At 68.0% G+C, this 22,493-nt stretch carries 22 protein-coding genes and 1 tRNA gene; 16 read left to right on the top strand and 7 right to left on the bottom strand.

Annotated features, from left to right (window positions below; genetic code table 11):
• Positions 1-182 precede the first annotated feature (182 nt).
• The 10 genes from MAA8898_RS06095 to MAA8898_RS06050 all read left to right on the top strand — a co-directional run bounded on the left by MAA8898_RS06095 (position 183) and on the right by MAA8898_RS06050 (position 11,527).
• The gene (locus MAA8898_RS06095; RefSeq protein ID WP_094020110.1) at positions 183-1,652 is read left to right on the top strand and encodes an ABC transporter substrate-binding protein; all 1,470 of its coding nucleotides are present in this window, start codon (positions 183-185) and stop codon (positions 1,650-1,652) included.
• Positions 1,653-1,786: 134 nt separating this feature from the next.
• The gene (locus MAA8898_RS06090; RefSeq protein WP_094020109.1) at positions 1,787-3,193 is read left to right on the top strand and encodes a hypothetical protein; all 1,407 of its coding nucleotides are present in this window, start codon (positions 1,787-1,789) and stop codon (positions 3,191-3,193) included.
• Positions 3,190-4,074 carry an alpha/beta fold hydrolase gene (locus tag MAA8898_RS06085; protein ID WP_094020108.1) on the top strand — a complete coding sequence of 295 codons (885 nt, stop codon included), beginning with the start codon at positions 3,190-3,192 and terminating at the stop codon, positions 4,072-4,074. Before MAA8898_RS06090 ends, MAA8898_RS06085 begins: the two co-directional genes overlap by 4 nt.
• A 40-nt stretch (positions 4,075-4,114) precedes the next feature.
• Positions 4,115-5,056, top strand: a complete 942-nt coding sequence (locus MAA8898_RS06080; protein WP_094020107.1) for an ABC transporter permease — start codon at positions 4,115-4,117, stop codon at positions 5,054-5,056.
• Entirely contained in the window at positions 5,053-5,868 is an 816-nt protein-coding gene (locus tag MAA8898_RS06075) for an ABC transporter permease (protein WP_094020106.1), read from the top strand. Before MAA8898_RS06080 ends, MAA8898_RS06075 begins: the two co-directional genes overlap by 4 nt.
• Complete coding sequence (locus MAA8898_RS06070; protein ID WP_094020105.1) at positions 5,865-7,580, top strand: ABC transporter ATP-binding protein; 1,716 nt, start codon at positions 5,865-5,867, stop codon at positions 7,578-7,580. Before MAA8898_RS06075 ends, MAA8898_RS06070 begins: the two co-directional genes overlap by 4 nt.
• Before the next feature lie 225 nt (positions 7,581-7,805).
• Positions 7,806-8,732 carry an SH3 domain-containing protein gene (locus MAA8898_RS06065; RefSeq protein WP_176445081.1) on the top strand — a complete coding sequence of 309 codons (927 nt, stop codon included), beginning with the start codon at positions 7,806-7,808 and terminating at the stop codon, positions 8,730-8,732.
• A 125-nt stretch (positions 8,733-8,857) separates the two neighbouring features.
• Positions 8,858-9,589 carry an SDR family NAD(P)-dependent oxidoreductase gene (locus MAA8898_RS06060; RefSeq protein ID WP_094020103.1) on the top strand — a complete coding sequence of 244 codons (732 nt, stop codon included), beginning with the start codon at positions 8,858-8,860 and terminating at the stop codon, positions 9,587-9,589.
• A gap of 11 nt (positions 9,590-9,600) precedes the next feature.
• Complete coding sequence (locus tag MAA8898_RS06055) at positions 9,601-10,341, top strand: glucose 1-dehydrogenase (protein WP_094020102.1); 741 nt, start codon at positions 9,601-9,603, stop codon at positions 10,339-10,341.
• A 184-nt stretch (positions 10,342-10,525) separates the two neighbouring features.
• On the top strand, positions 10,526-11,527 hold the full coding sequence (locus MAA8898_RS06050; protein WP_094020101.1) for a P1 family peptidase: 1,002 nt from the start codon (positions 10,526-10,528) through the stop codon (positions 11,525-11,527).
• Between the two features lie 99 nt (positions 11,528-11,626).
• On the opposite strand, the gene MAA8898_RS06045 is transcribed toward MAA8898_RS06050, so the two are convergent.
• Entirely contained in the window at positions 11,627-12,421 is a 795-nt protein-coding gene (locus tag MAA8898_RS06045; protein WP_094020100.1) for an SseB family protein, read from the bottom strand.
• The gene (locus MAA8898_RS06040; protein ID WP_094020099.1) at positions 12,418-12,999 is read right to left on the bottom strand and encodes a uracil-DNA glycosylase family protein; all 582 of its coding nucleotides are present in this window, start codon (positions 12,997-12,999) and stop codon (positions 12,418-12,420) included. Before MAA8898_RS06040 ends, MAA8898_RS06045 begins: the two co-directional genes overlap by 4 nt.
• 188 nt (positions 13,000-13,187) lie before the next feature.
• On the opposite strand from MAA8898_RS06040, the gene MAA8898_RS06035 reads away from it, so the two are divergent.
• The 4 genes from MAA8898_RS06035 (at position 13,188) to MAA8898_RS06020 (ending at position 17,117) form a co-directional block, all read left to right on the top strand.
• A complete protein-coding gene (locus tag MAA8898_RS06035) occupies positions 13,188-13,532 on the top strand; it encodes an ArsR/SmtB family transcription factor (RefSeq protein ID WP_094020098.1) in 345 nt (114 codons plus the stop codon).
• Positions 13,525-14,553, top strand: a complete 1,029-nt coding sequence (locus MAA8898_RS06030; protein ID WP_094020097.1) for a permease — start codon at positions 13,525-13,527, stop codon at positions 14,551-14,553. Before MAA8898_RS06035 ends, MAA8898_RS06030 begins: the two co-directional genes overlap by 8 nt.
• A 148-nt stretch (positions 14,554-14,701) precedes the next feature.
• Positions 14,702-15,361, top strand: coding sequence for an ABC transporter ATP-binding protein (locus MAA8898_RS06025; protein WP_094020096.1), 660 nt, complete (start codon positions 14,702-14,704; stop codon positions 15,359-15,361).
• Entirely contained in the window at positions 15,339-17,117 is a 1,779-nt protein-coding gene (locus MAA8898_RS06020) for a KpsE/RkpR family capsule polysaccharide export protein (protein WP_094020095.1), read from the top strand. The genes MAA8898_RS06025 and MAA8898_RS06020 overlap by 23 nt, the downstream gene beginning before the upstream one ends.
• A 69-nt stretch (positions 17,118-17,186) precedes the next feature.
• Here MAA8898_RS06020 and MAA8898_RS06015 read toward each other — a convergent pair whose 3' ends face one another.
• Entirely contained in the window at positions 17,187-17,879 is a 693-nt protein-coding gene (locus MAA8898_RS06015) for a nitroreductase family protein (protein WP_094020094.1), read from the bottom strand.
• A 143-nt stretch (positions 17,880-18,022) separates the two neighbouring features.
• Between MAA8898_RS06015 and MAA8898_RS06010 the strand changes: the two genes are divergently transcribed.
• A tRNA-Ser gene (locus tag MAA8898_RS06010) sits at positions 18,023-18,112 on the top strand.
• A 457-nt stretch (positions 18,113-18,569) separates the two neighbouring features.
• Complete coding sequence (locus tag MAA8898_RS06005) at positions 18,570-19,508, top strand: metallophosphoesterase (RefSeq protein ID WP_094020093.1); 939 nt, start codon at positions 18,570-18,572, stop codon at positions 19,506-19,508.
• Positions 19,509-19,517: 9 nt separating this feature from the next.
• Here the strand turns inward: MAA8898_RS06005 and MAA8898_RS06000 are convergent, their stop codons facing one another.
• From MAA8898_RS06000 to MAA8898_RS05985, 4 genes are read right to left on the bottom strand one after another with little or no spacing between them, the layout of a single operon-like run.
• Entirely contained in the window at positions 19,518-19,898 is a 381-nt protein-coding gene (locus MAA8898_RS06000) for a ParB/RepB/Spo0J family partition protein (protein ID WP_094020092.1), read from the bottom strand.
• The gene (locus MAA8898_RS05995; RefSeq protein WP_094020091.1) at positions 19,898-21,220 is read right to left on the bottom strand and encodes a recombinase family protein; all 1,323 of its coding nucleotides are present in this window, start codon (positions 21,218-21,220) and stop codon (positions 19,898-19,900) included. Before MAA8898_RS05995 ends, MAA8898_RS06000 begins: the two co-directional genes overlap by 1 nt.
• The gene (locus tag MAA8898_RS05990; protein WP_094020090.1) at positions 21,217-21,717 is read right to left on the bottom strand and encodes a DUF2924 domain-containing protein; all 501 of its coding nucleotides are present in this window, start codon (positions 21,715-21,717) and stop codon (positions 21,217-21,219) included. Before MAA8898_RS05990 ends, MAA8898_RS05995 begins: the two co-directional genes overlap by 4 nt.
• Positions 21,714-21,932, bottom strand: coding sequence for a hypothetical protein (locus MAA8898_RS05985; RefSeq protein WP_094020089.1), 219 nt, complete (start codon positions 21,930-21,932; stop codon positions 21,714-21,716). Before MAA8898_RS05985 ends, MAA8898_RS05990 begins: the two co-directional genes overlap by 4 nt.
• Positions 21,933-22,493: the final 561 nt, after the last annotated feature.

Below are 22,493 nucleotides of genomic sequence, written 5' to 3'. Positions count from 1 at the left end.
ACGCCTGCGCGACAGGCAGTGCCACGCGATTCTGCGCGCTGGCTGTGCGAAATAATATTTCCCAGACCTTCCGTAAAGGGGACGCTGCGCCGCAGCACGGCAAAGTCCGGCCCTCACTCCCCTTGAATGCCAAGGCCAAGGTGCGTCACAACGGGGGCAGGACATCGCAGAGGAGACCGCGCATGCCTTTCCGCCTCACCCTGACCGCCGCGCTGCTGTGCGGGACGGCCGCGCTGGCGCAGCAGACCGACCTGACCATCGCGCTGCAGCTGGAACCGCCGCACCTCGACCCGACCTCGGCCGCCGCAGGGGCGATCGACAGCGTGCTCTATTCCAACGTGTTCGAGGGGCTGACCAGGTTCACCGAAACCGGCGCCATCGTGCCCGGCCTCGCGCAGTCCTGGGACATCTCGGAGGACGGGCTGAGCTATACCTTCACGCTGGCCCCGGGCGTCACCTTTCACGACGGCACCAGCTTCGACGCCGAGGATGTGAAATTCTCGCTGGACCGCGCGCGGGCCGAGGACAGCACAAACGCGCAGAAGGCGCTGTACGAGGGCATCACGGAGGTCACCGTGGTCGACCCGCTGACCGTGCGGCTGACCCTGGACCTGCCGGACGGCAACCTGCTGTTCAACCTCGCCTGGGGCGACGCGGTGATCGTCTCGCCGGAAAGCATCGAGGCGATCAAGTCCGCCCCCGTCGGCACCGGGCCGTTCCGGTTCTCCGAGTGGAAGCAGGGCGACAGCATCACCCTGGTGCGCAACGAAAGCTACTGGGGCGCGGCGCCCTCCCTGACCGAGGCGACGTTCAAGTTCATCTCGGACCCGACCGCCGCCTTTGCCGCGATGATGGCGCAGGACATCGACGCCTTTGCCGGTTTTCCGGCGCCGGAAAACCTGCCGCTGTTCGACGCCGACCCGCGCTTTCAGGTGCTGCGCGGCACCTCCGAAGGCGAGACGATCCTGGCGATGAACAACAAGCAGCCGCCGTTCGACAACCCGATGGTGCGCGAGGCGGTGGGCCATGCCATCAACCGGCAGGCAATCATCGACGGCGCGATGTACGGGCTGGGCACGCCGATCGGCACGCATTTCGCACCGCACAACCCCGACTACGTCGACCTTACCGGCCTCACCCCCTATGACCCGGACCGCGCGCGGATGCTGCTGGTGGACGCGGGCTATGCCGAGGGGTTCACCACCACGCTGAAGCTGCCGCCGCCCAGCTATGCCCGCCGCGGCGGCGAAATCATCGCGGCACAACTGCGCGACGTCGGGATCCAGACCGAGATCACCAACCTGGAATGGGCGCAGTGGCTGGAAGAGGTGTTCAAGGGCAAGGATTTCGGCCTGACCATCGTCAGCCACACTGAACCCTTCGACATCGGCATCTATGCCCGGCCGGATTACTACTTTCAGTACGACAATCCGGTGTTCCAGCAGAAATGGGCGACGCTGTCCGCCACCAGCGACCCGGTCCAGCGCTCTGCCCTGCTGGCCGAGTTGCAGACGATCATCGCCAGGGACCGCGTGAACGGCTTCCTGTTCCAGCTGGCCTTCCCCACCGTGGCGGATGCCCGGCTGGAGGGGCTGTGGGTCAACGCGCCGACCCAGGCGACGGATCTGTCGGGCGTGCGCTGGACGCAGTGACCCGCCGCTCAGGCATGCGAACGGCCCCTTCCCGCGCGGGAGGGGCCGTTTTCCTTGGGCTGCTGGCTGGCTATCCCGGATGCGGAAGGGCGTGCTAGCCTGCCCCCATTGGACAACAAAGGGATCATTGCGCCATGGCCTGGACGGTTTTCACCTTTCCCCTGCCCCGGCTTCTGTCGGGCCTGCTTTACTCCTGTCTTCTCTGCGCAGGACTGGCGCTGCCCGCCACGGCCGCCAACGTCACGGCGGGAGCAGAGCCCTGCGACTTTGCCCTGGACGGCCCCATCGAGGCGGGCGATGTCGACAAACTGGCGGCGTTTCGCTCCGATCCCGACCTCTGGCGCAAGGACGGCCGCTACTGGGAGCCGACGCTCTGCCTGAACAGCCCCGGCGGCAACCTGGCCGAAGGCGGCAAGATCGCGCGGTTCGTCTACGACACCGGCCTCCAGACCCGCATCGGCGACGGCGCCATCTGCCATTCGGTCTGTGCCATCGTCTTCATGATGGGCAACCGGCATTCCGGCCCGACCACGGTCGAGCAGACCCGCACCCTGCATGTCGGCGGCGACCTGGCCTTTCAGAGCCCCTCCTTCAGCACCGACGATACGCGCCACGCCGAGGCGCCCGAACTTCGGCAGGCCTACCAGCAGGGTGTGAACGGCATCCTGACGTTTCTCCGGCTGGCCAATGCCCAGAGACCCTTCGAAACCGGCGGCATGATCCATCCCGGCCTGTTCGAGGCGATGCTGGACACGCCGCCGGACGCGCTGTTCCACATCACCACCATCGAACAGGCGCTGAGCTGGGAGATCGGACTGGAGGGTGTGCCTCAGCACCTGCCCCCCGTCGCCACGCAGCGCCAGATGGTCTGCGAAAACGGCTTGATGCGCGGGTTCCGCCGCCCGTCCGAGATTTTCGACCGGAGCGACAACAACTTCATGACGCAGGCGGTGTTCCGGCTGCGCCCGCTCAGCACGACGGCGCAGTACCGGCTGCTGCCCGAGTACGACCCCGAGGAACTGGCGCAGGGCGTGGTCTACGGCTTTCGCTACTGGGACCTGCCGGTGGAGTGCCGAGTCAGGATCGACAGCGGCGCGGTGGCGGTCTGCGGACGCGACGCCTACCACAACCATTCGGTCGGCGACTGCGAGGACGATACCCTTGTGCCCCTACCCGACCATGCCCGCTATCACCCGCTGACCGAGTTCCGCGCCCTGGAACGCAGCGGCATCGCGGCGGATGTGCTGCGCGAGGCGCGCTGCACGCTGCACGACGGATCGGGCAAGGTGCTGCGCAGCGACAGCTGCATGCAGGCGATCGACATCTTCCAGCGGGGCGACCGCAAGTTCGCGCGGCACAGCCTGCACTGGCCGGACGGCGCGCCCGGCACGATCGAGATTTCGACCCGCCCCACCTTTGGCGTCGACGAGGCGCCGGACATCTACCGCGTGGACGGGGCCGAGGCCGCGCCGAAGGGCGAGGACGGCACCTGCCTGCGGATCGCGGCGCAGGACCAGGTGATCTGCGTGACCGCCCCATGAGCATCCCCCGCAACGACATCCCCGGCTTCACCCCCGCCCGCGCCGCGCCGGACGGCATCGGCATTGCCTATGAGCACGGCGGCTCCGGTCCACCGCTGCTACTGCTGCACGGCTTTCCCCAGACCCGCGCCATGTGGGCCGAGGTCGCGCCCGAGCTTGCGCGCTATTTCACCGTGATCTGCCCGGACCTGCGCGGCTACGGCGAAAGCGCCAAGCCGAGCGGCGTTGAGAACTACAGCTTTCGCGCCATGGCGCGGGACATGCTTGCGCTGATGCAGGGCCTCGGCTTTGACCGGTTTCACCTGGCGGGGCATGACCGCGGCGCACGCACCGCGCACCGGCTGGCGCTGGACGCGCCCGAGGCGGTGCTCAGCCTGACGGTGATGGACATCGTGCCCACCCACCTCTTGCTGACCCAACTCACCTACTCGGTGGCCAGGGCCTATTACCACTGGTTCTACATGGCCCAGCCCGAGCCGTTCCCCGAACGCATGATCGCCGCCGACCCGGAGGCCTATTACACGTCCTGCCTGCTGGGCTTTGGCAAGGCCACACTGGACGATTTCAAACCCGCACAACTGGCCGCCTACCGCGCCGCCTGGGGCGACCCCGACTGTCGCCGCGCCATGTGCGACGACTACCGCGCCGCGATCGAGATCGACGTCCACCACGACGCGGAGGACCTCGCCCGCCGCGTCACCTGCCCGGCGCTGGTGCTCTACGGCGCGGTCGGCGCGATGGCGCGCGCCTACGACGTGCCCGCCACCTGGGCCGACCGGCTGTCGGACATGCGCGCCGAGGCGATCCCCGGCGGGCATTTCTTCATCGACCAGTCGCCCGGGGCCACGGTGCGCGCGCTGCGCGGCTTCCTCTCCGTCTGAGCACTGGACGCCCCCCTTCGCCCCCCATAGGCTGCGCGCCATGCTGGCCTATCTCACCCGTCGCCTGATCTCGCTGGTCGTCAGCCTCGCCGTCGCCTCGGCGGTGATCTTTGCCGTGGTCGAGATCGCCCCCGGCGACCCGGCCAGCTACATGCTGGGGATCAACGCGCAGCCCGAAACGCTGGCCGCGTTGCGCAGCGAACTGGGCCTCGACCAGCCGAAAGCGCAGCGCTACCTGTCCTGGGTCGGCGGCATGCTGACCGGCGATTTCGGCCTGTCCTACACCTACCGCACCCCGGTGGCCGGGATGGTGGCGGACCGGCTCTGGATCTCGCTGCCGCTGGCGCTCTACGCGCTGACGCTGGCCGTGCTGCTGGCACTGCCTGCGGGCATCCTCGGCGCGGCCTACCGCGGCCGCGCGCCGGACCTGGCGGTGATGAGCTTTTCGCAGCTGGGCGTGGCGATCCCGAACTTCTGGTTCGCCATGCTGCTGGTGCTGCTCTTCGCGATCACCTGGCGGGTCTTCCCCTCGGGCGGCTTTCCCGGCTGGGACGACCCCGTGCAGGCGATGCGTGCGCTGACCCTGCCCGCCATAGCCCTGGCGCTGCCGCAGGGGGCGATCCTGGCGCGCGTGCTGCGCTCCACCCTGACCGACGCCCTGACCGAGGATTACATCCGCACCGCCCGCGCCAAGGGGCTGAGCCGGGCGCAGACACTCTGGCGGCACGGGCTGCGCAACGCGCTGATCCCGGTGCTGACGATCCTCGGGCTGCAATTCTCCTTCCTGCTGGCGGGCGGCATCATCATCGAGCAGGTGTTTTACCTGCCCGGCCTCGGGCGACTGATCTTTCAGGCCATCTCGCAGCGCGACCTGATCGTGGTGGAAAGCGTGGTCATGCTGCTGGTCTTCGCGGTGATCCTGGTCAACTTCCTTACCGACCTCGCCTACGCGCTGGCCGATCCCAGGCTGCGGCACGGATGAAGCGGACACTGATCCTGGGCGGCGCGCTCACCACGCTGTTCCTGGCCGCCGCTTTGCTGTCCTTCGTCTGGACACCCGGCGAGGTGACCACGCTGAACATCCCGGCAAAGCTCCAGCCGCCCAGTGCTGCGCACCTGCTGGGCACCGACCACCTCGGCCGCGACATCCTGTCGATGCTGATGGTGGGCGCGCGCACCTCCATCGCGGTGGCGCTGATCGCCGTGGGCATCGGCCTGTGCCTCGGCGTGCCGCTGGGCCTCGCCGCCGCCGCCACCCGCGGCAGCTGGCTGGACGAGGTCATCTCGCGCAGCGCCGACCTCGTGTTCGCCTTTCCCAGCCTGGTGATCGCCATCCTGATCACCGCCGTTTTCGGCCCCGGCGCGGTCAACGCCATCCTCGCCATCGGCATCTTCAACGTGCCGGTCTTCGCCCGCCTGACGCGCGGCGCCGCCCTCAGTCTCTGGACGCGCGACTTCATCCTCGCCGCCCGCACCGCCGGCAAGACCCGCGCCCGCATCAGCGCCGAACACGTGCTGCCCAACATCGCCAACCTGCTGATCGTGCAGGGCACCATCCAGTTCTCGCTCGGTATCCTGGCCGAGGCGGGCCTCAGCTACGTCGGCCTCGGCGCGCAGCCGCCCACGCCCTCCTGGGGCCGGATGCTGGCCGATGCGCAGACCCTGGTCGGCATTGCCCCCCACGTCGCCCTCATCCCCGGCCTCACCATCGTGCTGATGGTGCTGGGCCTGAACCTGCTGGGCGACGGGCTGCGCGACCATTTCGACCCGCGCCTCAAGGTGCTGCGCGCATGACCGCCCCGCCGGGACCACCCGCAGTTTCTTCTGGCCACAAATATCCCGGGGGTCCGGGGGCAGAGCCCCCGGCCGGTCGGATCGCCGCAGGCGATCCGAAACCGCTGCTCCGGATCGACGACCTGACCGTCGAGATCTTCGGCAAGCGCCTGCTCGACGCGGTCTCGCTGAATCTCCAGCCCGGCGAGATCCTCGCCCTGACCGGCGAATCCGGCTCCGGCAAGTCGATGACCGCGCTGGCCACCATGGGCCTCCTGCCACAAGGCGCCCACGCCACCGGGCGCATCGCCCTGAACGGCACCGACCTGCTGTCCCTGTCCGAACGCCAGCTCTGCGAGATCCGCGGCCAGGACATCGGCATGGTCTTCCAGGAGCCGATGACCGCGCTCAACCCGGTGCAGACCATCGGCCGGCAGGTGATGGAAACGCTGCGCCAGCACCGCCGCCTGCCCCGCACCGAGGCCACCGCGCTTGCCCGCGCCGCGCTGCACCGTTGCGGCTACGACCTGCCGCTGACCCGCTACCCGCACGAACTGTCGGGCGGCCAGCGCCAGCGCGTCGGCATCGCCATGGCCATCGCCCTGCGCCCCCGCCTGCTGATCGCGGACGAGCCGACCACCGCGCTGGACGTCACCACGCAGGCGCGCATCCTCGACCTGCTGCGCGACCTCGCGCGGACCGAAGGCATGGCGCTGATGATGATCACCCACGACCTGGCCGTGGTGGCGGGCATGGCCGACTGCATCGCCGTCATGCAATCCGGCAAGGTCGTGGAAAGCGCCCCCACCGCCGAACTCTTGCGCACCCGCCACCACCCCTACACCCGGGCGCTGTTCGACGCCTCGCGCCACCGCCCGCACCTGCCGCCGCGCCGCGACACCGGCGCCCTGCTCGAGGCGCGCGGCGTCACCTGCACCTACCGGCTGCCGCGCCCGCACCCCTTTGCCGCCGCGCCCCGCTTTACCGCCGTCGAGGATGTCAGCCTGAGCATCGCGCGCGGCGAACGGGTCGGGCTCGTCGGCGAATCCGGCTGCGGCAAGTCCACGCTGACCCGCGCGATCCTCGGCCTGTCACCGCTCGCCGCCGGCACCATCACCGTCGGCGATGCCCCGGTCTGGACCGCCACCCACCCCAACCCGCAGGTCCGCCGCCGCATCCAGGTGGTGTTCCAGGACCCCTACGGCAGCTTCAACCCGCGCCACCGCGTCGCCCGGCTGATCACCGAGCCGTTTCACCTGCTGGCCGACCCGCCGCAGGGCCCCGCGCGCGAGGCCGCCATCGCCGAGGCGCTGACCGCCGTCGGGCTGAAGCCCGAGGACGCGCAGCGCCACATCCACGCCTTTTCCGGCGGTCAGCGGCAGCGGCTGGCCATCGCCCGCGCGCTGATCATCCGGCCGGACCTGATCGTCTTCGACGAGGCGGTCTCGGCGCTGGACGTGCGGGTGCGGGCGCAGATCCTCGACCTGATCGCCGACCTCAGCGCCGCCTATGGCCTGGCCTACCTGTTCATCAGCCATGACCTGTCGGTCGTGCGCGGGGTGACCGACCGCGTGCTGGTCATGCGCAGGGGCCGCATCGTCGAACAGGGCCCGACCGAGACGCTGTTCACCGCGCCGCAAGACCCCTACACCCGCGCGCTGCTGGAGGCCGTGCCGCGCTTGCCGGACCTTGGGCCGCCCGGTCAGGCCACACCCGACCCAGCCAACCCCTGAGCTCCGCGCCGCGTCGCGGCCCGCGACAGGCACGCGCGGCACCTTGCGCTTTGCCACAAGGATCGTACGATTACTGACAACGGGTGCGGCTCCCGGTCCTGCCGATCGGGCCACGGCCGATCCCGGTGCATCCGGGCGCCGCAGGACGTGGCAGGACAACAGACACCGCGGAGCCGGCCGATGACGGGACCGCCAGCACCGCGGGCCAATGGCGGAAGGGACACCATGCAACTGACCAAACTGCTGCTCTGCCTGGTCGCGGGCGCTCTGGCCTTCGCCACGGCCGCCTCGGCGCAATCGGCCAGCTTCATGCGCAACGATTGCGCCGACGCGGGCCGGGCCTATTTCCGCGACTTCAACGCCTCGACCGACACCAAGTACGAAGGTCAGCGCAGCGACGGAACCCACCTGGTCATCGGCCGCATCCACCTGCGCAGCCGCACCGAGGATTTCTCCTGCTCCTACGCCCGCGATGGCAAGCGGATGTCGGGCTTCTTTGCCGAGGGCCGCTGGCGGGACAATCCGCTGCCGGGCGCGGGCACGCCGCCGCCCGCGCCTGGCAAACCCTCCGGCTCCGTGCTGCAACTGGTGACCGGCGTTCCGGCAAACGATGTGCTGAACATGCGCAGCGCGCCCGGGACCCAAGCCAAGGTTGTCGGCACCCTGAAGAACGGCGACATCGTCCTCCGGTTGAAGTGCAAGACCGCCGAGGCCGCGACCTGGTGCGAGGTCCGCAACGTGTCGGACGTGCGCTCGATCGGCTGGGTCAACGCGCGCTACCTGGGCAAGATCGACGGCTCCTCCGCCGACAAGCCCAAGCCGCCAACCCCCGGCACCGGCCAGATCACGACCACCTTTGTCCGCTTTCCGCACGGGGTGAAGACCGTCGAACTCAAGGAAGAGCTGCCGTCCAGGGCGGTCCGCCGCTACGTCCTGCGGGTGCGCTCCGGGCAGGAGCTGCGGTTCCGCGTCGAGACCAAGGCGCAGCAGTTCTCGTGGCGCATCGTCAGCCCGAACGGCGGTCTCGTCGACCAGAACTCCGCCTCGCGCGAGTTTCGCGGCAAGCTGCGGCAATCCGGGGAATACGTGATCGAGGTGTCCAACGGCGGCTCCCGGTCGCATGGCTACAACGTGATGTTCCGGCTGGACTGATATGCGCGGGGGCAGACGGGCGGCCGCCCGATCTCGCTGTGCCGGATTATCGCTGACCAGCACTCTGGGCACTGGACCTTCGCGGTGCGGCGGCCCAACATGGCGCCGAAAACGGGAGGTCTTTCATGAGATTTGCGAACCGCAAGGCGGTGGTCACCGGCGGTGCCTCGGGCATCGGCGCGGCGATCACCCAACGGCTTGCCGCCGAAGGCGCCAGCGTCACCATCTGGGACCTGTCGGAGGCCAATCTTGCCGCCTTCGAGGGCGAGGAGAGCATCCGCCTGCGCCAGATCGACGTGACCGATGCCGATGCGGTCACCGCCGCCATGGCAGAGGACCAGCGCGCGATGCGGGGGCTGGACACGCTGGTCTGCTCGGCCGGGATCACCGGCCCGAACTCCACGGTGATCGACTACCCGACCGAGGCCTGGCAAAAGGTGTTCGAGTTGAACGTGCACGGGCTGTTCTACTGCAACCGGGCGGCGGCGGCGCTGATGCGACCCGCGGGCTTTGGCCGGATCGTCAACATGGCCTCTGTCGCCGGCAAGGAGGGCAACCCCAACGCCTCGGCCTATTCCGCCTCCAAGGCGGCGGTGATCGGCCTCACCAAGTCGCTGGGCAAGGAACTGGCCGACACCCGGATCACCGTCAACGCCATCGCCCCGGCGGCCGTGCACACGGCGATCTTTGACCAGATGACGCCCGAGTTCATCGCCTTCATGAAGTCCAAGATCCCGATGGGCCGTTTCGGCACGGTGGACGAGATCGCGGCGCTGGCCTGCTGGCTGGCCTCCGAGGAGGCCAGTTTCAGCACCGGATCGGTGTTCGACGCCTCCGGCGGCCGCGCCACCTACTGAGGGAGATCGCCATGAGACTGGACGGCAAACGCGCCATCGTCACCGGCGGCGGATCGGGTTTCGGCGCCGGGATCGCCGCCCGCTTTGCCGCCGAGGGCGCGCAGGTCATCGTCGCCGACATCCACATGGAAAACGCGCGCAAGGTCGCGGGCGAGATCGGCGGCCATGCGATCCATGCCGATGTCGCCGATGGCGCCAGCGTCAAGGCGCTGATCGCGCTGGCGTCCGAGCACATGGGCGGCATCGACATCCTGGTGAACAACGCCGGCATCACCCACCTGCCCGCCTTCATGGAGGAGGTCAGCGAGGACGACTTCGACCGGGTGTTCGCGGTGAACTGCAAGTCGGTCTATTTGACCGCCCGCAGCCTTGTCCCGGCGCTGAAGGCGCAGGGGACGGGGGCGATCCTCAACATCGCCTCCACCGCCGGTATCTCGCCCCGGCCGCGGTTGAACTGGTACAATGCGTCGAAGGGCTGGATGAACACGGCGACCAAGGCGATGGCGGTGGAACTCGCCCCTTTCGGCATCCGCGTCAACGCGCTCAACCCGGTGGCGGGGGAAACGCCCCTGCTGGCCAGCTTCATGGGCGAGGACACGCCCGAAATGCGCGCCAGGTTCCTGTCGACCATCCCGCTGGGCCGCTTCTCCACCCCGCGCGACCTGGCCAACGCGGCGCTGTTCCTGTGCTCGGACGAGGCCGACATGATCACCGGCGCCTGCCTCGAAGTCGATGGAGGGCGGTGTATCTAGGTTGCCCGAGCGCAGGCGAGGGCAACCGGTGGGCGAGGGTGTCTTTCGCGAAGCGAAAGATCACCAGCCCACACCGTGCCATTCCAGGTGCATCAACAGCCTGAGCGAAGGCGCAGGCGCCCGGCTTGCCTCTCCCCTTCGACAAGGCGACAGTGCGACCAACCCGACCTCACCAGAGTCCCCCATGCGCCCCGGCCCCAGAAACCTCATCACCGACGTCCCCGGCCTGCGCGTCGGCAACGCCGAGGATCACCAGATCCGCACCGGCACCACGGTGCTCACCGCCGACCGCCCGCTGACCGCCTCCGTCGCGGTCCAGGGTGGCGCGCCCGGCACGCGTGAAACAGACCTGCTCGCCCCGGACAAGAGCGTGCAGGCCGTCCACGCCCTTACTCTTTCCGGCGGCAGCGCCTTCGGTCTCGCCGCGGCGCAGGGGGTGATGGACGCGCTGCATGAACAGGGTGTCGGCTATCCGGTCTTCTCCGCCCGCGTGCCCATCGTCCCGGCGGCCATCCTCTTCGACCTGCTGAACGGCGGCGACAAGGCTTGGCGCACCAACCCCTACCCTGAACTCGGGCGGCGGGCGCTGGCCAATGCCGCCGAGACCTTCGCCATCGGCAGCCACGGCGCGGGCACCGGCGCGCAGACCGCCCGTCACAAGGGCGGGCTGGGGTCCGCCAGCCTCGTGCTCGATGACGGCACCACGGTCGGCGCGCTGGTGGCGGTCAACCCGATGGGCAGCGTGACAACCCCATCTGGCCGTCACTTCTGGGCTGCGCCGTTTGAACTCGACGCTGAATTCGGCGGCCTCGGGCCTGACCCGACCCCCTCGATCACCCTGCCGCCCAGCCGCAAGGTCGCCGCCATGGCCCAGCAGGGCAACACCACCATCGCCATCGTCGCCACCGACGCGGCGTTGACCAAGGCGCAATGCCACCGGATGGCCGTCGCCGCGCATGACGGCATCGCCCGCGCGGTGGTGCCAGCGCACAGCCCGATGGACGGCGACCTTGTCTTTGCCGCCGCCACCGGCGCGCGGCCACTCGATACCCCCGAGATTCAGGCCGCCCTGATCGGCCATGCTGCCAGCCTCTGCCTCGCCCGCGCAATCGCCCGCGCCGTCTGGGAGGCGACCGCGGCGTCCGGCGACACCCTGCCAACGGTCAGGCAGGACCTCGGCCTGTAACCGGCCGCACCCGCAGGCTTCTTCTTGGTCCAAGTACCTCCGGGGGGGTCGACCGCAGGGAGACGGGGGCAGAGCCCCCTGCAACGGCCGCCAAGCAGGTCAACGCAGGATCGGCGGCTTGTCCGGATCAGATCCCGGCGCCAGACGCTCGACCCGCGGCGCGGCCTCCGGCTCTGGCAGGTCAAAGCGCAGCGCCACCCGCGCCAGCTCGGCCGCCAGCGGATCGCTGTCGGCCAGAAAGGTCACGTCCAGCGCCCCCGCCTCCAGCCCGGAGAACACCAGCGCCTCGTTGATGGTGCCGGCCAGGGCGCGCTCGGCTCCGGCCACGGCGCCGGTCAGCGCCAGAAGGTGGCCGCGCGTGCCGTCGTCATACGTCACCTCGGCCAGCCAGGCCCGCCGCGCCAGGCCCGCCGCCCCGGCCAGCCGGGCGTCCAGTGCTGCGACCAGCGCCTCGGGCACGCGCGGCGCGCGGACGGCGACGGGCCGCGCCTCGGCCTCCTGCGGGCCGGTGCCCAGCGTTTCGACCAGCCAGCCCAGCGCCTCGGGCGGCAGCAGCGTCTGCGACGGCGCCACCTCGAGGTTCAGCGCAAGACCGATGCCCTGCCCCGCCAGCATCGTCGCCAGCGCCCGCCCGGACATCGCGGCATAGGGCACCACCCGGCCGGCGAACCCGGCCAGCCGGTCCTCGCGGTCGAAGGCCAGGACAAAGCGCGCATCGCCCAGGTCGAACAACTCGGGCGAGATCGCCTCGCCCTGCGCCTCTTCGGTCAGCATCAGGAACAGCTCGGACACCGCCAGCCGGTCATAGTAGCGCAGGCGCGCGGTGTCGTCCTCGGGCGCGGTTTCCATCGCGGCAAAGGCGCGGTCGAGCGGGGTCAGGTCCGGTTGGGTCATGCCAGCACCTCGGCGACAAGGGTTCTGAGAACGGGCAGAAGCTCGGCCTCGAACCAGGGGTTGCGGTTCAGCCACGCGGTATTGCGCCACGAGGGATGCGGCAAGGGCAACACGGCAGGCGAAAAGTCGCGCCAGCGGGCAACGGTCTCGGTCACGCCGGTTTTCACCCCCAGGTGCCAGCGCTGCGCGTGGCCGCCGACCAGCACGGTCAGACGGATCTCGGGCAGTTCGGCCATCACCCGCGCGCGCCAGGTCGCGGCGCAGAGCGCCGGCGGCGGCAGGTCCGAGCCCTTGCGATAGCCGGGAAAGCAGAAGGCCATGGGCACGATGGCGACGCGAGTTTCGTCGTAAAAGGTGTCCGGGCCGATCCCCAGCCAGTCGCGCAGCCGGTCGCCCGAGGGATCGGTGAAGGGCATCCCCGAGAGATGCACCTTCATTCCCGGGGCCTGCCCGGCGATCAGCAGGCGCGCGGTGGGCGCGGCGCGCAGCACCGGGCGCGGTTCGTGCGCCGTCTCGGTCGCGGCGAAACTGTCGGCGCAGAGGCGGCAGGCGCGGATGTCTTCGAGCAGCGTGTGCATGTGTCATATCTAGCGGGTGCAGGCGGCCAGGTCACGCCGGAGGGGGCGCTGCCCCCTTACCCCCGGGATATTTGACGCCAGAAGAATCACGGACCGCGCGCCATGGGATGCGGCCGGTGCACCGCATCATTTCGAGAAGTGTCGAAATAAAGCTTGCGGATCGAGTTCATTTCGACAACCCTAGAAACATGAAAATGAATGATTCCCCCTCCCTCACGGTCGAGACCGCCGCCTCCAAGTTTGCCGCGCTGGGCTCTGAACAACGTCTCCAGGTGCTGCACACGCTGGTGCGCGCGGGCCGCGAAGGTCTCAGCATCGGCACGCTGGGCGAGCGGAGCGGCATCACCGGGTCGACCCTGACCCACCATCTCAAGATCCTCTCTGCCGCCGGGCTTGTCACCCAGGCACGGCAGGGTCGGTCGATCATCTGCGCCGCCGCCGACTACCAGGAGGTGGAGGCGCTGTCGGATTACCTGCTGCGCCAATGCTGCGCCGATTCCCCCGTCTGCCACAAGGACCACGCCCATGGCTGAGACCACCTCTCCCCCCTCCCCCCGGCGGCTGCCGCGGATTCCGCGCGCCTGGGCGGCCAGCGCGATCCTGCTGGCGCTGACCGCGCTGCTGGACTGGCCGCAGGCGGTGCCGACCGTGGTCTTTGCCGCCGGGGCGCTGGCGCATACCGCGCCGTTCATCCTGTTCGCGGTGCTGGCGGTGGCCTACCTGAAGGCGACCGGGGCCGAGACACTGCTGGCCAAGGCCTTCGAGGGGCGCGAGACGCGGATGATCCTGTTCGCCGCGGCGCTGGGCGGGCTGGCGCCCTTCTGTTCCTGCGAGGTCATCCCCTTCATCGCCGCATTGCTGGCAGTGGGCGCGCCGCTGTCGGCGGTCATGGCCTTCTGGCTGGCCTCGCCGCTGATGGATCCGGCGATGTTCGCCATCACCGCCGGGACGCTGGGTTTCGATTTTGCGCTGGCCAAGACGGTGGCCGCCGTGGGGCTGGGCCTGCTGGGCGGTTTCGGCACCATGGTCTTTGCGCAGACCCCGGTCTTTCGCGATCCCTTGCGCGCGAAACCGCAGGTCGGCGGCTGCTGCGGCGTCAAGAAACCCTTTCGTGGCACGCCGGTCTGGCGCTTCTGGCAGGAGCCCGCGCGCATCGAGGCGTTTCGCGACACCGGGCTGGACAACCTGCTGTTCCTGCTCAAGTGGCTGACGCTGGCCTACATCATCGAGACGCTGATGATCCACTACGTGCCGGCCGAAACCATCGCCTCGGTGCTGGGCGGCACGGGGCTCATGCCGATCCTGATGGGGGCGCTGGTGGGCGCGCCGGCCTACCTCAACGGCTATGCCGCGGTGCCGCTGGTCGATGCGTTGCTGCAACAGGGCATGGCGCCCGGCGCGGCGATGAGCTTTGTTCTGGCGGGCGGTGTCAGCTGCATCCCGGCGGCGATCGCCGTCTGGGCGCTGGTCAAGCCGCGGATCTTTGCCGCCTACCTGGGCTTTGCCCTGGTGGGTTCGCTGCTGGCCGGGCTGGCCTGGGGGGCGCTGGCCTGAGGCGCATGGAAAACCTGATCACGCTCGGGCCCCAATGCGGGGCCCGAATTGTGTTTGTTTCCGTACACCGTCATAATGTGAACAAATTATCTACCTAGTTGTCCCATATACCGATTGCACGGGAACCATCCGACACCGGGGCACCCAGATGTTAGAGTTCGACATGGTCAGCAAGTCCTTCTGGACCGGGACCCAGCGCAAGGTGATCCTTGACCGGGTGTCGTTTCGCGTCGACCTGGGGGAATCGCTGGGTATCCTGGCGCCCAACGGCACCGGAAAGACCACCGTGATCAAGATGATGGCCGGCCTGGAAAAACCTGACGAGGGCGAGATCCGGCGCGGCTGCCGGGTGTCCTTTCCGCTGGGGTTCATGGGCGGCGTGGTCAGCAAGATCTCGGCCAAGGAAAACGCCCGCTTCATCGCCAAGCTCTACGGGCTGGACCCGGACTACGTCGAATCCTTCTGCCGCTGGCTGTGCGACCTGAAGGAATATTTCGACCAGCCGATCGGCACCTATTCGTCGGGGATGCGCGCGCGGTTCACCTTTGCGTTGATGCTGGCGCTGGATTTCGACATTTACCTGATCGACGAAGGCATGCCCAACTCCACCGATGCCGAGTTCAACCGCAAGGCGGGCGACATCCTGGCCGAGCGTCTGCGCACCACGACGATCATCATCGTCAGCCACCAGCCCAAGGTGCTGGAGAAATTCGCCCGCAAGGCGGCCGTCCTGGTGGATGGCAAGATGCACATGTTCGACACACTGGAAGAAGCGAAACGCCTCTATGACTACGAAACCGAAGGCTAGGAAATTCCGCATCCGGCGGTCCCCGGCCGCCGAGGCCGTGCCCGCCCCAGGTGCGGACCCCAAGAGCGTCGCAGCCCCGGCGGCCGCCGCCGCCGCCGCGCCGGACACTCCCCTGGCCGCTGCCACCCCGTCGGCAGCGCAGCGGATGCTGGCGCCGCCGCCCGAGACCGCCGCGCGCCCCGAGGCGCCGGTGTCCGGCCGGCCGCAGTTTTCCCGCCCGGCCGCACCATCGGCCCCCGCCCCCGCTCCGGCAACGGACGCGCCCGATGCCGAGACGCTCCGCAGCGGCGAGGTCGCCTCGCCCCGGCAGGTCGCCGGTGAGATCGACATGGACGCCATCCGCGAAGAGGGGCTGACCGGGCGGCAGTTGCGCATGGCCCGCCGCGTGGCGCAGAAACACGGGCTGAACCCGACCTCGGATTTCGACGCCGTGCGCCTGCTGCGCGCCCGCGGGATCGACCCTTTCCAGCGCACCAACATGCTGGAGCTCGTGCAGGGCGAACCCCGCGCCGCGCCCGCCGGCGCGCCCGAGGCGCGGGTGCAGCTGCCGCAGACCGTGCCCGTCGAGAAAAAGCAGCTGCCCTCGACCGAGACCGCCAGCCCGGCCCAGCGCCGGGCCGCCGAGATGATGCAGATCCAGCGCGACCTGGCCGCCCGCCGACGCAAGAAGATGATGCTGCTCATGGTGCGGCTCGCGGCCTTTGTGCTGCTGCCGACCCTTGTCGCGGGCTACTATTTCTACGCGGTGGCGACGCCGATGTATTCGACCAAGTCCGAATTCCTGATCCTCAAGGCCGAAAACTCGGCCGGGGCCATGGGGTCGCTGTTCTCGGGCACGCAATTCGCCACCAACCAGGATGCCATCGCCGTGCAGTCCTACCTGACCTCCAAGGACGCGATGCTGCGCCTCGACCAGGACGAGGGATTCAAGGCGCATTTCACCCAGCCCTTCATCGACCCGATCCAGCGGCTGGCCGACAACCCGTCCAACGAAGAGGCCTACAGCCTGTACAAACGCCACATCCAGATCGGCTATGACCCGACCGAGGGCGTCATCAAGATGGAGATCATGGCCGCCGACCCCGAGACCGCGGCCGAATTCTCGCGCGCGCTGATCGGCTACGCCGAGGAGCGGGTCGACAACCTCTCGCTGCGCAAGCGGTCGAACGCCGTCACAGACGCCGAGACGGGCCTGGCCGAAGCCGAAGTCGGCCGCCGCGAGGCGCAGGAGCGGCTGGTGCGCATGCAGCAGGAGGGCAACATCGTCGACCCCGAGGGCCGCATTGCCGCGCTGCGTGCCCAGATCAACACCTACGAGCTGCAATTGCAGGAAAGGCAGCTGCAACTTCAGGCGCTGCTGGACAACACGCGCCCGAACCAGGCCAAGGTCGACGGCGCGCGCGGCGATGTCCGCCGGCTTCAGGACCTGCTCGGGCGGCTCAACGCCGAGATGACCACCGCCACCACGGGCGAGGAATCGCTGGCCGAGAAGGCCGTGCAGATCAAGCTGGCCGAGGCCGATCTCGCCACCCGCGACCTGATGCTGCAAACCGCGCTGGAACGGCTGGAACAGGCGCGCCGCGACGCCGACAGCCAGGCGCGCTACCTGACCACCTCGGTGGTGCCGGTGCCCTCGGAGGATCCCAGCTATCCGCGCAAGTTCGAGAACACCATGCTGGCGTTCCTGATCTTCGGCGGCATCTACCTGATGATCTCGCTCACCGCCTCCATCCTGCGGGAACAGGTGTCCAGCTGAACGCTGGCCGCATGGCAGGTGAGCAAGGCGCGCGTCCCTGAATGGCGGCGCGCCCGCCTGCCGGGCCGGTCAGTCGAAAACCGACAGGATCTCGTCCAGCGGCTTCTTGATCTTGGCCACCGCCGGCACCGTGGCGTCCTTCGACGGGTGCCCGGTCGCGATGATCATGGTCGGCTTCTCGGCTTCGGGGCGACCCAGCAGTTCGTTCAAGAATTTCATCGGGTTCGGCGTGTGGACGAGGCAGGCCAGCCCGGCATGGTGCAGCGCGGTCAGCAGGAGGCCCGTCGCGATGCCCACGCTTTCCGGCACGTAGTAGTTCTTGAACCGGGTCCCGTCGTCGAACCGCCCGTAGCGCTGGGCAAAGACGACGATCAGCCAGGGCGCGATCTCGAGGTGCGGCTTGCTGGCGGTGGTGCCGATCGGCTCCAGCGCCTTGATCCATTCGTCCCCCGCCGCACCCGCGTAGAAACGGCGCTCCTCCTCCTCTGCGGCGGCACGGATCCGCGCCTTGATCGCCGGGCTGGAAACCGCCGCGAAATGCCAGGGCTGGTGGTTCGCCCCCGAGGGCGCCGTGCCCGCGGCAGCCACGCAGGCCTCGATCACGCCGCGTGGCACCGAACGGTCGCTGAAATCCCGTACCGTGTGCCGCCGCCGCATCCGGTCACGGAAAGCCTCGGCCTCGACCTGCATCGCCTCGTCGGCAAGGTCCGACCTGTCCGGCAGCGCCACCGGGGTGTAGACCATCTGATCACGCGAGACCATGTCATCCCTCCTCTGAGCTCCGGGAAAGTGACCCGCATTCCCCGCCCCGATGCAACCGATTTCGCCGATAGCCCCCGGAGAAGGCGTGCAAACAACCAAATCCCCCTTGCAGCCCGTCCCCTGTCCTTGCTAAACGCGTCGGCGGAGAGGTGGCCGAGTGGTCGAAGGCGCACGCCTGGAAAGTGTGTAGGCGGGGAACCGTCTCGAGGGTTCGAATCCCTTCCTCTCCGCCATCATCCCTGTTTCGAACACGAACAGGCGCCTATCGCGGCGCGGAAATATTCGTGTTTTCAAAGGGCTTTGCCTCCCCCATGCGAACCTCTGAGACAGCGCGCCAGGCCCGTTCCGGGCTCTGAACGGCGCTCCGTCTCTGTTTGGGCGAACCTCGCCAAATTCGGTTCGGTTGGAATTTTCCACGCTTTTCCAATGACCTGACTTTCAACACCGCCAAAACTTCGGGCCTTGTGTCAATCGCCTTCGAGGGGAACAGAGCCGCAACACGCGAGAGGCGCAGCCGCTGGGTGCGCTGGCCGAATGGCGCGTAGCGGTGGCGGTGTCCGCCCGTGACGAGAACCAGAAAACCCCGACGACAAAAGGACTTGAACTCGTTAGCGTTACAAGGCGCAGGGCGGTGACCAACGGCACTTGCGAACCAGCCATCACCATATGGAACGATTTTCAGGAGAGTGCATGGGAACAGTCGATATCATCCCCGACATCCACGGGCAGATCGCGAAACTACGGGGAGCGCTCGATGCCCTCGGATGGCGGCGGAACGCGGCGGGCTGGATCCATCCCGACCCGGAGCGGACCATCGTCTTTCTGGGCGACTTCATCGACCGTGGGCCGGAGAACCGGGCCGTCATTCACCTGGTGCGCGACCTGTTCGACAGCGGCAAGGCCCGCGCGATCATGGGCAACCACGAGCTCAATGCCCTTCACTTCCACACGGCCCACCCCGAGACCGGCCAGCCCCTCCGCGCTCATTCGGAGAAGAACCTCCGCCAGCACGCAAGCTTCCTGGCGGAGTTCGCCGTCGGTGCCGGCGAGACCCGCGAGGCGCTGGCGTGGATGCGCAGCCTCCCGCTGTTTCTGGAAGCTGAGGGATTCCGCGCCGTGCATGCCTGCTGGGTCGACCCTACGATCGACCGCGTGCGGGCGCTCACCGACGACGGCGTTCTGTCCGAAGAGCAGTTGATCCGCGCGGCTGATCCTGCCGACGAGCTTTTCCACCTTGCCGAGGAAATCACGAAGGGGCCCGAACACCAGCTTCCCGATGGGTTTGCATTCCGCGACAAGGACGGCACCCACCGCGATCACGTCCGACTGCAATGGTGGAATGCAGGGGCCCGGACCTGGCGTGACATCTCTATCTCGGTTCCTGTTCCGGATGATCTGCCCGATGCACCACTACCGGGAACCCTGATGTCGCAGACCTATCCCGTCCACGAACGCCCCGTCTTCTTCGGTCACTACTGGCTCAGCGGCGATCCGGTCCTGCAGGCTCCGAACGCGCTGTGCCTCGACTATTCCGCCGGCAAGGATGGGCCGCTGGTCACATACGAACTGCACCCGGGTGAGACGTTGCTCTCCCCCGACCGGGTTTGGCTTCACGCAATCCCTTACTGACCCTTCGTCTCAGTCGAACACCCGCCCCGGCTGCTCGTCCCACTGAAGGGATGCGACGAAGCACAGATCGTAGATGCTGATCGTCGAAGGCTCGCGTTGGACGACCAGCCGCTCGAGCACCTCGGGCGCCAGCCAAGCGAGGCGCATCAGGCGGCTGACGTAGCGGTCGGACAGGCCCTCGTCGGCTGCGAGGTCGGCGAGCGTGGCGACGTCGCCGCGTTCCAACCGCTGCCGCCAGCCCCATGCCCGGCCGATGGCGCGCAGCAGGTGCGGATCCTGCCCACGACCCATGGCGGCCTCGACATGCTTCGGCGGAAGGATCCGCGGGCGACCGCCGCGACGGCGGAGTTCGAGCGGGATATGGACGCGCAGGGTCTCGGGCTCGGGCATCAGGCGACCTCCTTCTTCGGCGGGGCCATCAGTGCGGCGATGGCGCCGAGGCCGTCGTGGCGCAGGTCAATGGCGAGGCCGGCCTCGCTCACCGTGATCCGCGCGACCAGAAGCTGGACGATACGCGCCTGCTCGGCTGGGATCAGCGCCTTCCAGAGATCGTCGAACTGCGCCAGAGCGGCGACGACGGTGGTCTCGTCGAGATCGGGCCGGTCCTTCCGGACCGCCCGCGCGGTGCGCGCCGCGACCTTGGGCGTGCGCAGCATCCGGCGGATTTCGCCGATGACGGCCTCCTCGACCATGGCACCCGGCAGCCGCTGCGGCCCGCGCAACTCGGCTGCAGGACGTTTCCGGATCACGTCCATCGAGGTGTAGTAGCAGTAACGCTTGCCCTTCCGCTTGGTGTGGTGCGGCGTCATGGCGGCACCGGTCTCGGTGAAAATCAGCCCGCGCAGGAGCGCAGGCTGCGCCGTGCGCGCCACCGCCGCCCGAGCCACACGGTTGTTGGCGATTACCTCGTGCACCTCGTCCCATAGCTTCTGGTCGACGATCGCCTGGTGCTCGCCCGGATAGACCTCGTCCCTGTGCACGGCGAGCCCGAGATAGACCTTGTTATGCAGGAACTTCAGCAGGTAGCCCCGGTCGAACACCGCGCCGCGCTTGGTGCGGATCCCGCGCGCATGCAGTTCCTTCAGCACCTGCGCGGTGGAACTGGAGCGGGCATAGAGGCGGAAGATCGTCCGAACCTGTTCGGCTTCGGCGGGCTCGATCACCAGCTTGCGGTCCTTGACTACATAGCCGAGCGGCACCGGACCCCCCATCCACATGCCCTTCCGGCGGGAGGCTGCGAACTTGTCGCGGATGCGCTCGCCGATCACCTCGCGTTCGAACTGGGCGAAGCTGAGCAGGATGTTCAGCGTCAGGCGGCCCATGGATGTGGTGGTGTTGAAAGACTGCGTGACCGAGACGAAGGTCACGCCGTGGCGGTCGAAGATCTCCACCAGCTTCGAGAAATCCATCAGTGCGCGGCTCAGGCGGTCGATCTTGTAGACCACGACCACGTCGATCAGCCCGGCCTCGATGTCGGCGATCAGTCGCGCCAACGCGGGCCGGTCCAGCGTCCCGCCTGAGAAACCGCCGTCGTCATAACGGTCGCGCAGCGCCACCCAGCCCTCGGCGCGCTGCGAAGCGATGTAGGCCTCGCAGGCCTCGCGCTGCGCGTCGAGGCTGTTGAACTCCATGTCGAGTCCTTCCTCGCTCGACTTCCGGGTGTAGATGGCGCAGCGCAGGCGGCGGACGGGTTCGGGCTTTGCGCGGCTCATGGGCGGGCCTCCGCGCCATGGGCCAGCCCGAAGAACTTCCACCCGTTCCAGTGACTGCCGGTGATCGCGCGCACCGCGGCCGAGAGCGACTTGAAGCGCCGCCCCTGCCATTCAAAGCCATCGGTCAGGACGGTAACGACCTGCTCCTCACCCTCCCATTCGCGCACCAGCTTGGTGCCGGGGATCGGGCGGCGGGGATCAGCGATCAGCGGGCCCGGCGCGCCCGAGGCGACCTCGGCCGCCAGCGCGGCCAGCGTTCGCCGCGTCGCGGGCTTGATCCCGCCATGGGCCAGTTCCTGGATGCGGTAGCCGATCCGCAGCTCCAGGTTCCCCCGGCTGGCGTTCGGCGCGGGCTCGCCGAACATGACCCGCCATTTGCCCTGCAGCTCGGGCACCGTCATGGCCTTCAGGGCGGCCAACTCTACCAGGACGTCGATCCCCTCCGCCTGGCGCGCGAGCGCGACCTTCGCGGTTGATTTCCTTGTATTTTTCCTCATGCGTCGTCTCCAACTCGGTTTTGCACCTGTCTCCGACGACGGCGTCTGAGGGCGAGAATGTCCAGCGAACTGTCTCCGCTGAGCGGAGAATTCTCGTTCGTTGCCCGTGGGTTGGTCCGCGCGATGGCGCTGGCGAGGATGGCGGCCAGTTCCGCCAGCCGCTCATCTGTGGAAAGCTTCTCGGCGGGCGGCGCGAAGGCGATGTCGTCTTGCATGGGGAGCGAACCTCCTGAGGCGGTTTGCTCCGTGTTCGCCGGTCGCGCCGATGGATTTCAAGTTGAAACAAGGGGTTGTCGCAGTGGCTCGAAGGTCTGAGTAGTCAGTAGTGTCCGTTACATCAAGATAACCCAATCCATATTCCCATTGCAGAAGGAGAGGTGTTCGGGAAATTATTGTGTGGCAAATGCTGCAATAATCTCCATTTCATCAATCCAACTCCGCCACACGAAGTCTTGCGTCAAAGGATCCTCCCAGAAAATGAAGTCAGATGGATGCTGCATTCTTGTTGAGTTATACCTGACTTTGGCGCGCTGCATGATTGTAATATTCTCTCCATTCAAGTGTGCGCAAGTATTCCTACACATTTGCAGGTCTTGGATCCGAGTGGATACGCCAAAGGCTGACAACAGAGCAGGCGAATTCGAGCTGCCAAGTCCCGTGATAATTGAATTCAGCTTAGCTGGATCGCCCCATGTTGGCTCAAGATAGGATCCGGAGATCTCTCTTATTGATGTCACACGCTCGCCGCGCGCAACTTTTCGTGCGACGTATGCCAC

The sequence above is a fragment of the Antarctobacter aquimaris genome, assembly GCF_900184945.1.
Classification (GTDB): domain Bacteria; phylum Pseudomonadota; class Alphaproteobacteria; order Rhodobacterales; family Rhodobacteraceae; genus Maliponia; species Maliponia aquimaris.
The sequence above is the reverse complement of the archived record's forward strand: the minus strand, read 5'-3'. Positions and strand labels throughout refer to the sequence as shown.

Excerpts from the sequence above, each read along its gene's own strand:
- MAA8898_RS06095 (WP_094020110.1), top strand. The coding sequence starts at position 183 with ATGCCTTTCCGCCTCACCCTGACCGCCGCGCTGCTGTGCGGGACGGCC.
- MAA8898_RS06090 (WP_094020109.1), top strand. The coding sequence starts at position 1,787 with ATGGCCTGGACGGTTTTCACCTTTCCCCTGCCCCGGCTTCTGTCGGGC.
- MAA8898_RS06085 (WP_094020108.1), top strand. The coding sequence starts at position 3,190 with ATGAGCATCCCCCGCAACGACATCCCCGGCTTCACCCCCGCCCGCGCC.
- MAA8898_RS06080 (WP_094020107.1), top strand. The coding sequence starts at position 4,115 with ATGCTGGCCTATCTCACCCGTCGCCTGATCTCGCTGGTCGTCAGCCTC.
- MAA8898_RS06075 (WP_094020106.1), top strand. The coding sequence starts at position 5,053 with ATGAAGCGGACACTGATCCTGGGCGGCGCGCTCACCACGCTGTTCCTG.
- MAA8898_RS06070 (WP_094020105.1), top strand. The coding sequence starts at position 5,865 with ATGACCGCCCCGCCGGGACCACCCGCAGTTTCTTCTGGCCACAAATAT.
- MAA8898_RS06065 (WP_176445081.1), top strand. The coding sequence starts at position 7,806 with ATGCAACTGACCAAACTGCTGCTCTGCCTGGTCGCGGGCGCTCTGGCC.
- MAA8898_RS06060 (WP_094020103.1), top strand. The coding sequence starts at position 8,858 with ATGAGATTTGCGAACCGCAAGGCGGTGGTCACCGGCGGTGCCTCGGGC.
- MAA8898_RS06055 (WP_094020102.1), top strand. The coding sequence starts at position 9,601 with ATGAGACTGGACGGCAAACGCGCCATCGTCACCGGCGGCGGATCGGGT.
- MAA8898_RS06050 (WP_094020101.1), top strand. The coding sequence starts at position 10,526 with ATGCGCCCCGGCCCCAGAAACCTCATCACCGACGTCCCCGGCCTGCGC.
- MAA8898_RS06045 (WP_094020100.1), bottom strand. The coding sequence starts at position 12,421 with ATGACCCAACCGGACCTGACCCCGCTCGACCGCGCCTTTGCCGCGATG.
- MAA8898_RS06040 (WP_094020099.1), bottom strand. The coding sequence starts at position 12,999 with ATGCACACGCTGCTCGAAGACATCCGCGCCTGCCGCCTCTGCGCCGAC.
- MAA8898_RS06035 (WP_094020098.1), top strand. The coding sequence starts at position 13,188 with ATGAAAATGAATGATTCCCCCTCCCTCACGGTCGAGACCGCCGCCTCC.
- MAA8898_RS06030 (WP_094020097.1), top strand. The coding sequence starts at position 13,525 with ATGGCTGAGACCACCTCTCCCCCCTCCCCCCGGCGGCTGCCGCGGATT.
- MAA8898_RS06025 (WP_094020096.1), top strand. The coding sequence starts at position 14,702 with ATGTTAGAGTTCGACATGGTCAGCAAGTCCTTCTGGACCGGGACCCAG.
- MAA8898_RS06020 (WP_094020095.1), top strand. The coding sequence starts at position 15,339 with ATGACTACGAAACCGAAGGCTAGGAAATTCCGCATCCGGCGGTCCCCG.
- MAA8898_RS06015 (WP_094020094.1), bottom strand. The coding sequence starts at position 17,879 with ATGGTCTCGCGTGATCAGATGGTCTACACCCCGGTGGCGCTGCCGGAC.
- MAA8898_RS06005 (WP_094020093.1), top strand. The coding sequence starts at position 18,570 with ATGGGAACAGTCGATATCATCCCCGACATCCACGGGCAGATCGCGAAA.
- MAA8898_RS06000 (WP_094020092.1), bottom strand. The coding sequence starts at position 19,898 with ATGCCCGAGCCCGAGACCCTGCGCGTCCATATCCCGCTCGAACTCCGC.
- MAA8898_RS05995 (WP_094020091.1), bottom strand. The coding sequence starts at position 21,220 with ATGAGCCGCGCAAAGCCCGAACCCGTCCGCCGCCTGCGCTGCGCCATC.
- MAA8898_RS05990 (WP_094020090.1), bottom strand. The coding sequence starts at position 21,717 with ATGAGGAAAAATACAAGGAAATCAACCGCGAAGGTCGCGCTCGCGCGC.
- MAA8898_RS05985 (WP_094020089.1), bottom strand. The coding sequence starts at position 21,932 with ATGCAAGACGACATCGCCTTCGCGCCGCCCGCCGAGAAGCTTTCCACA.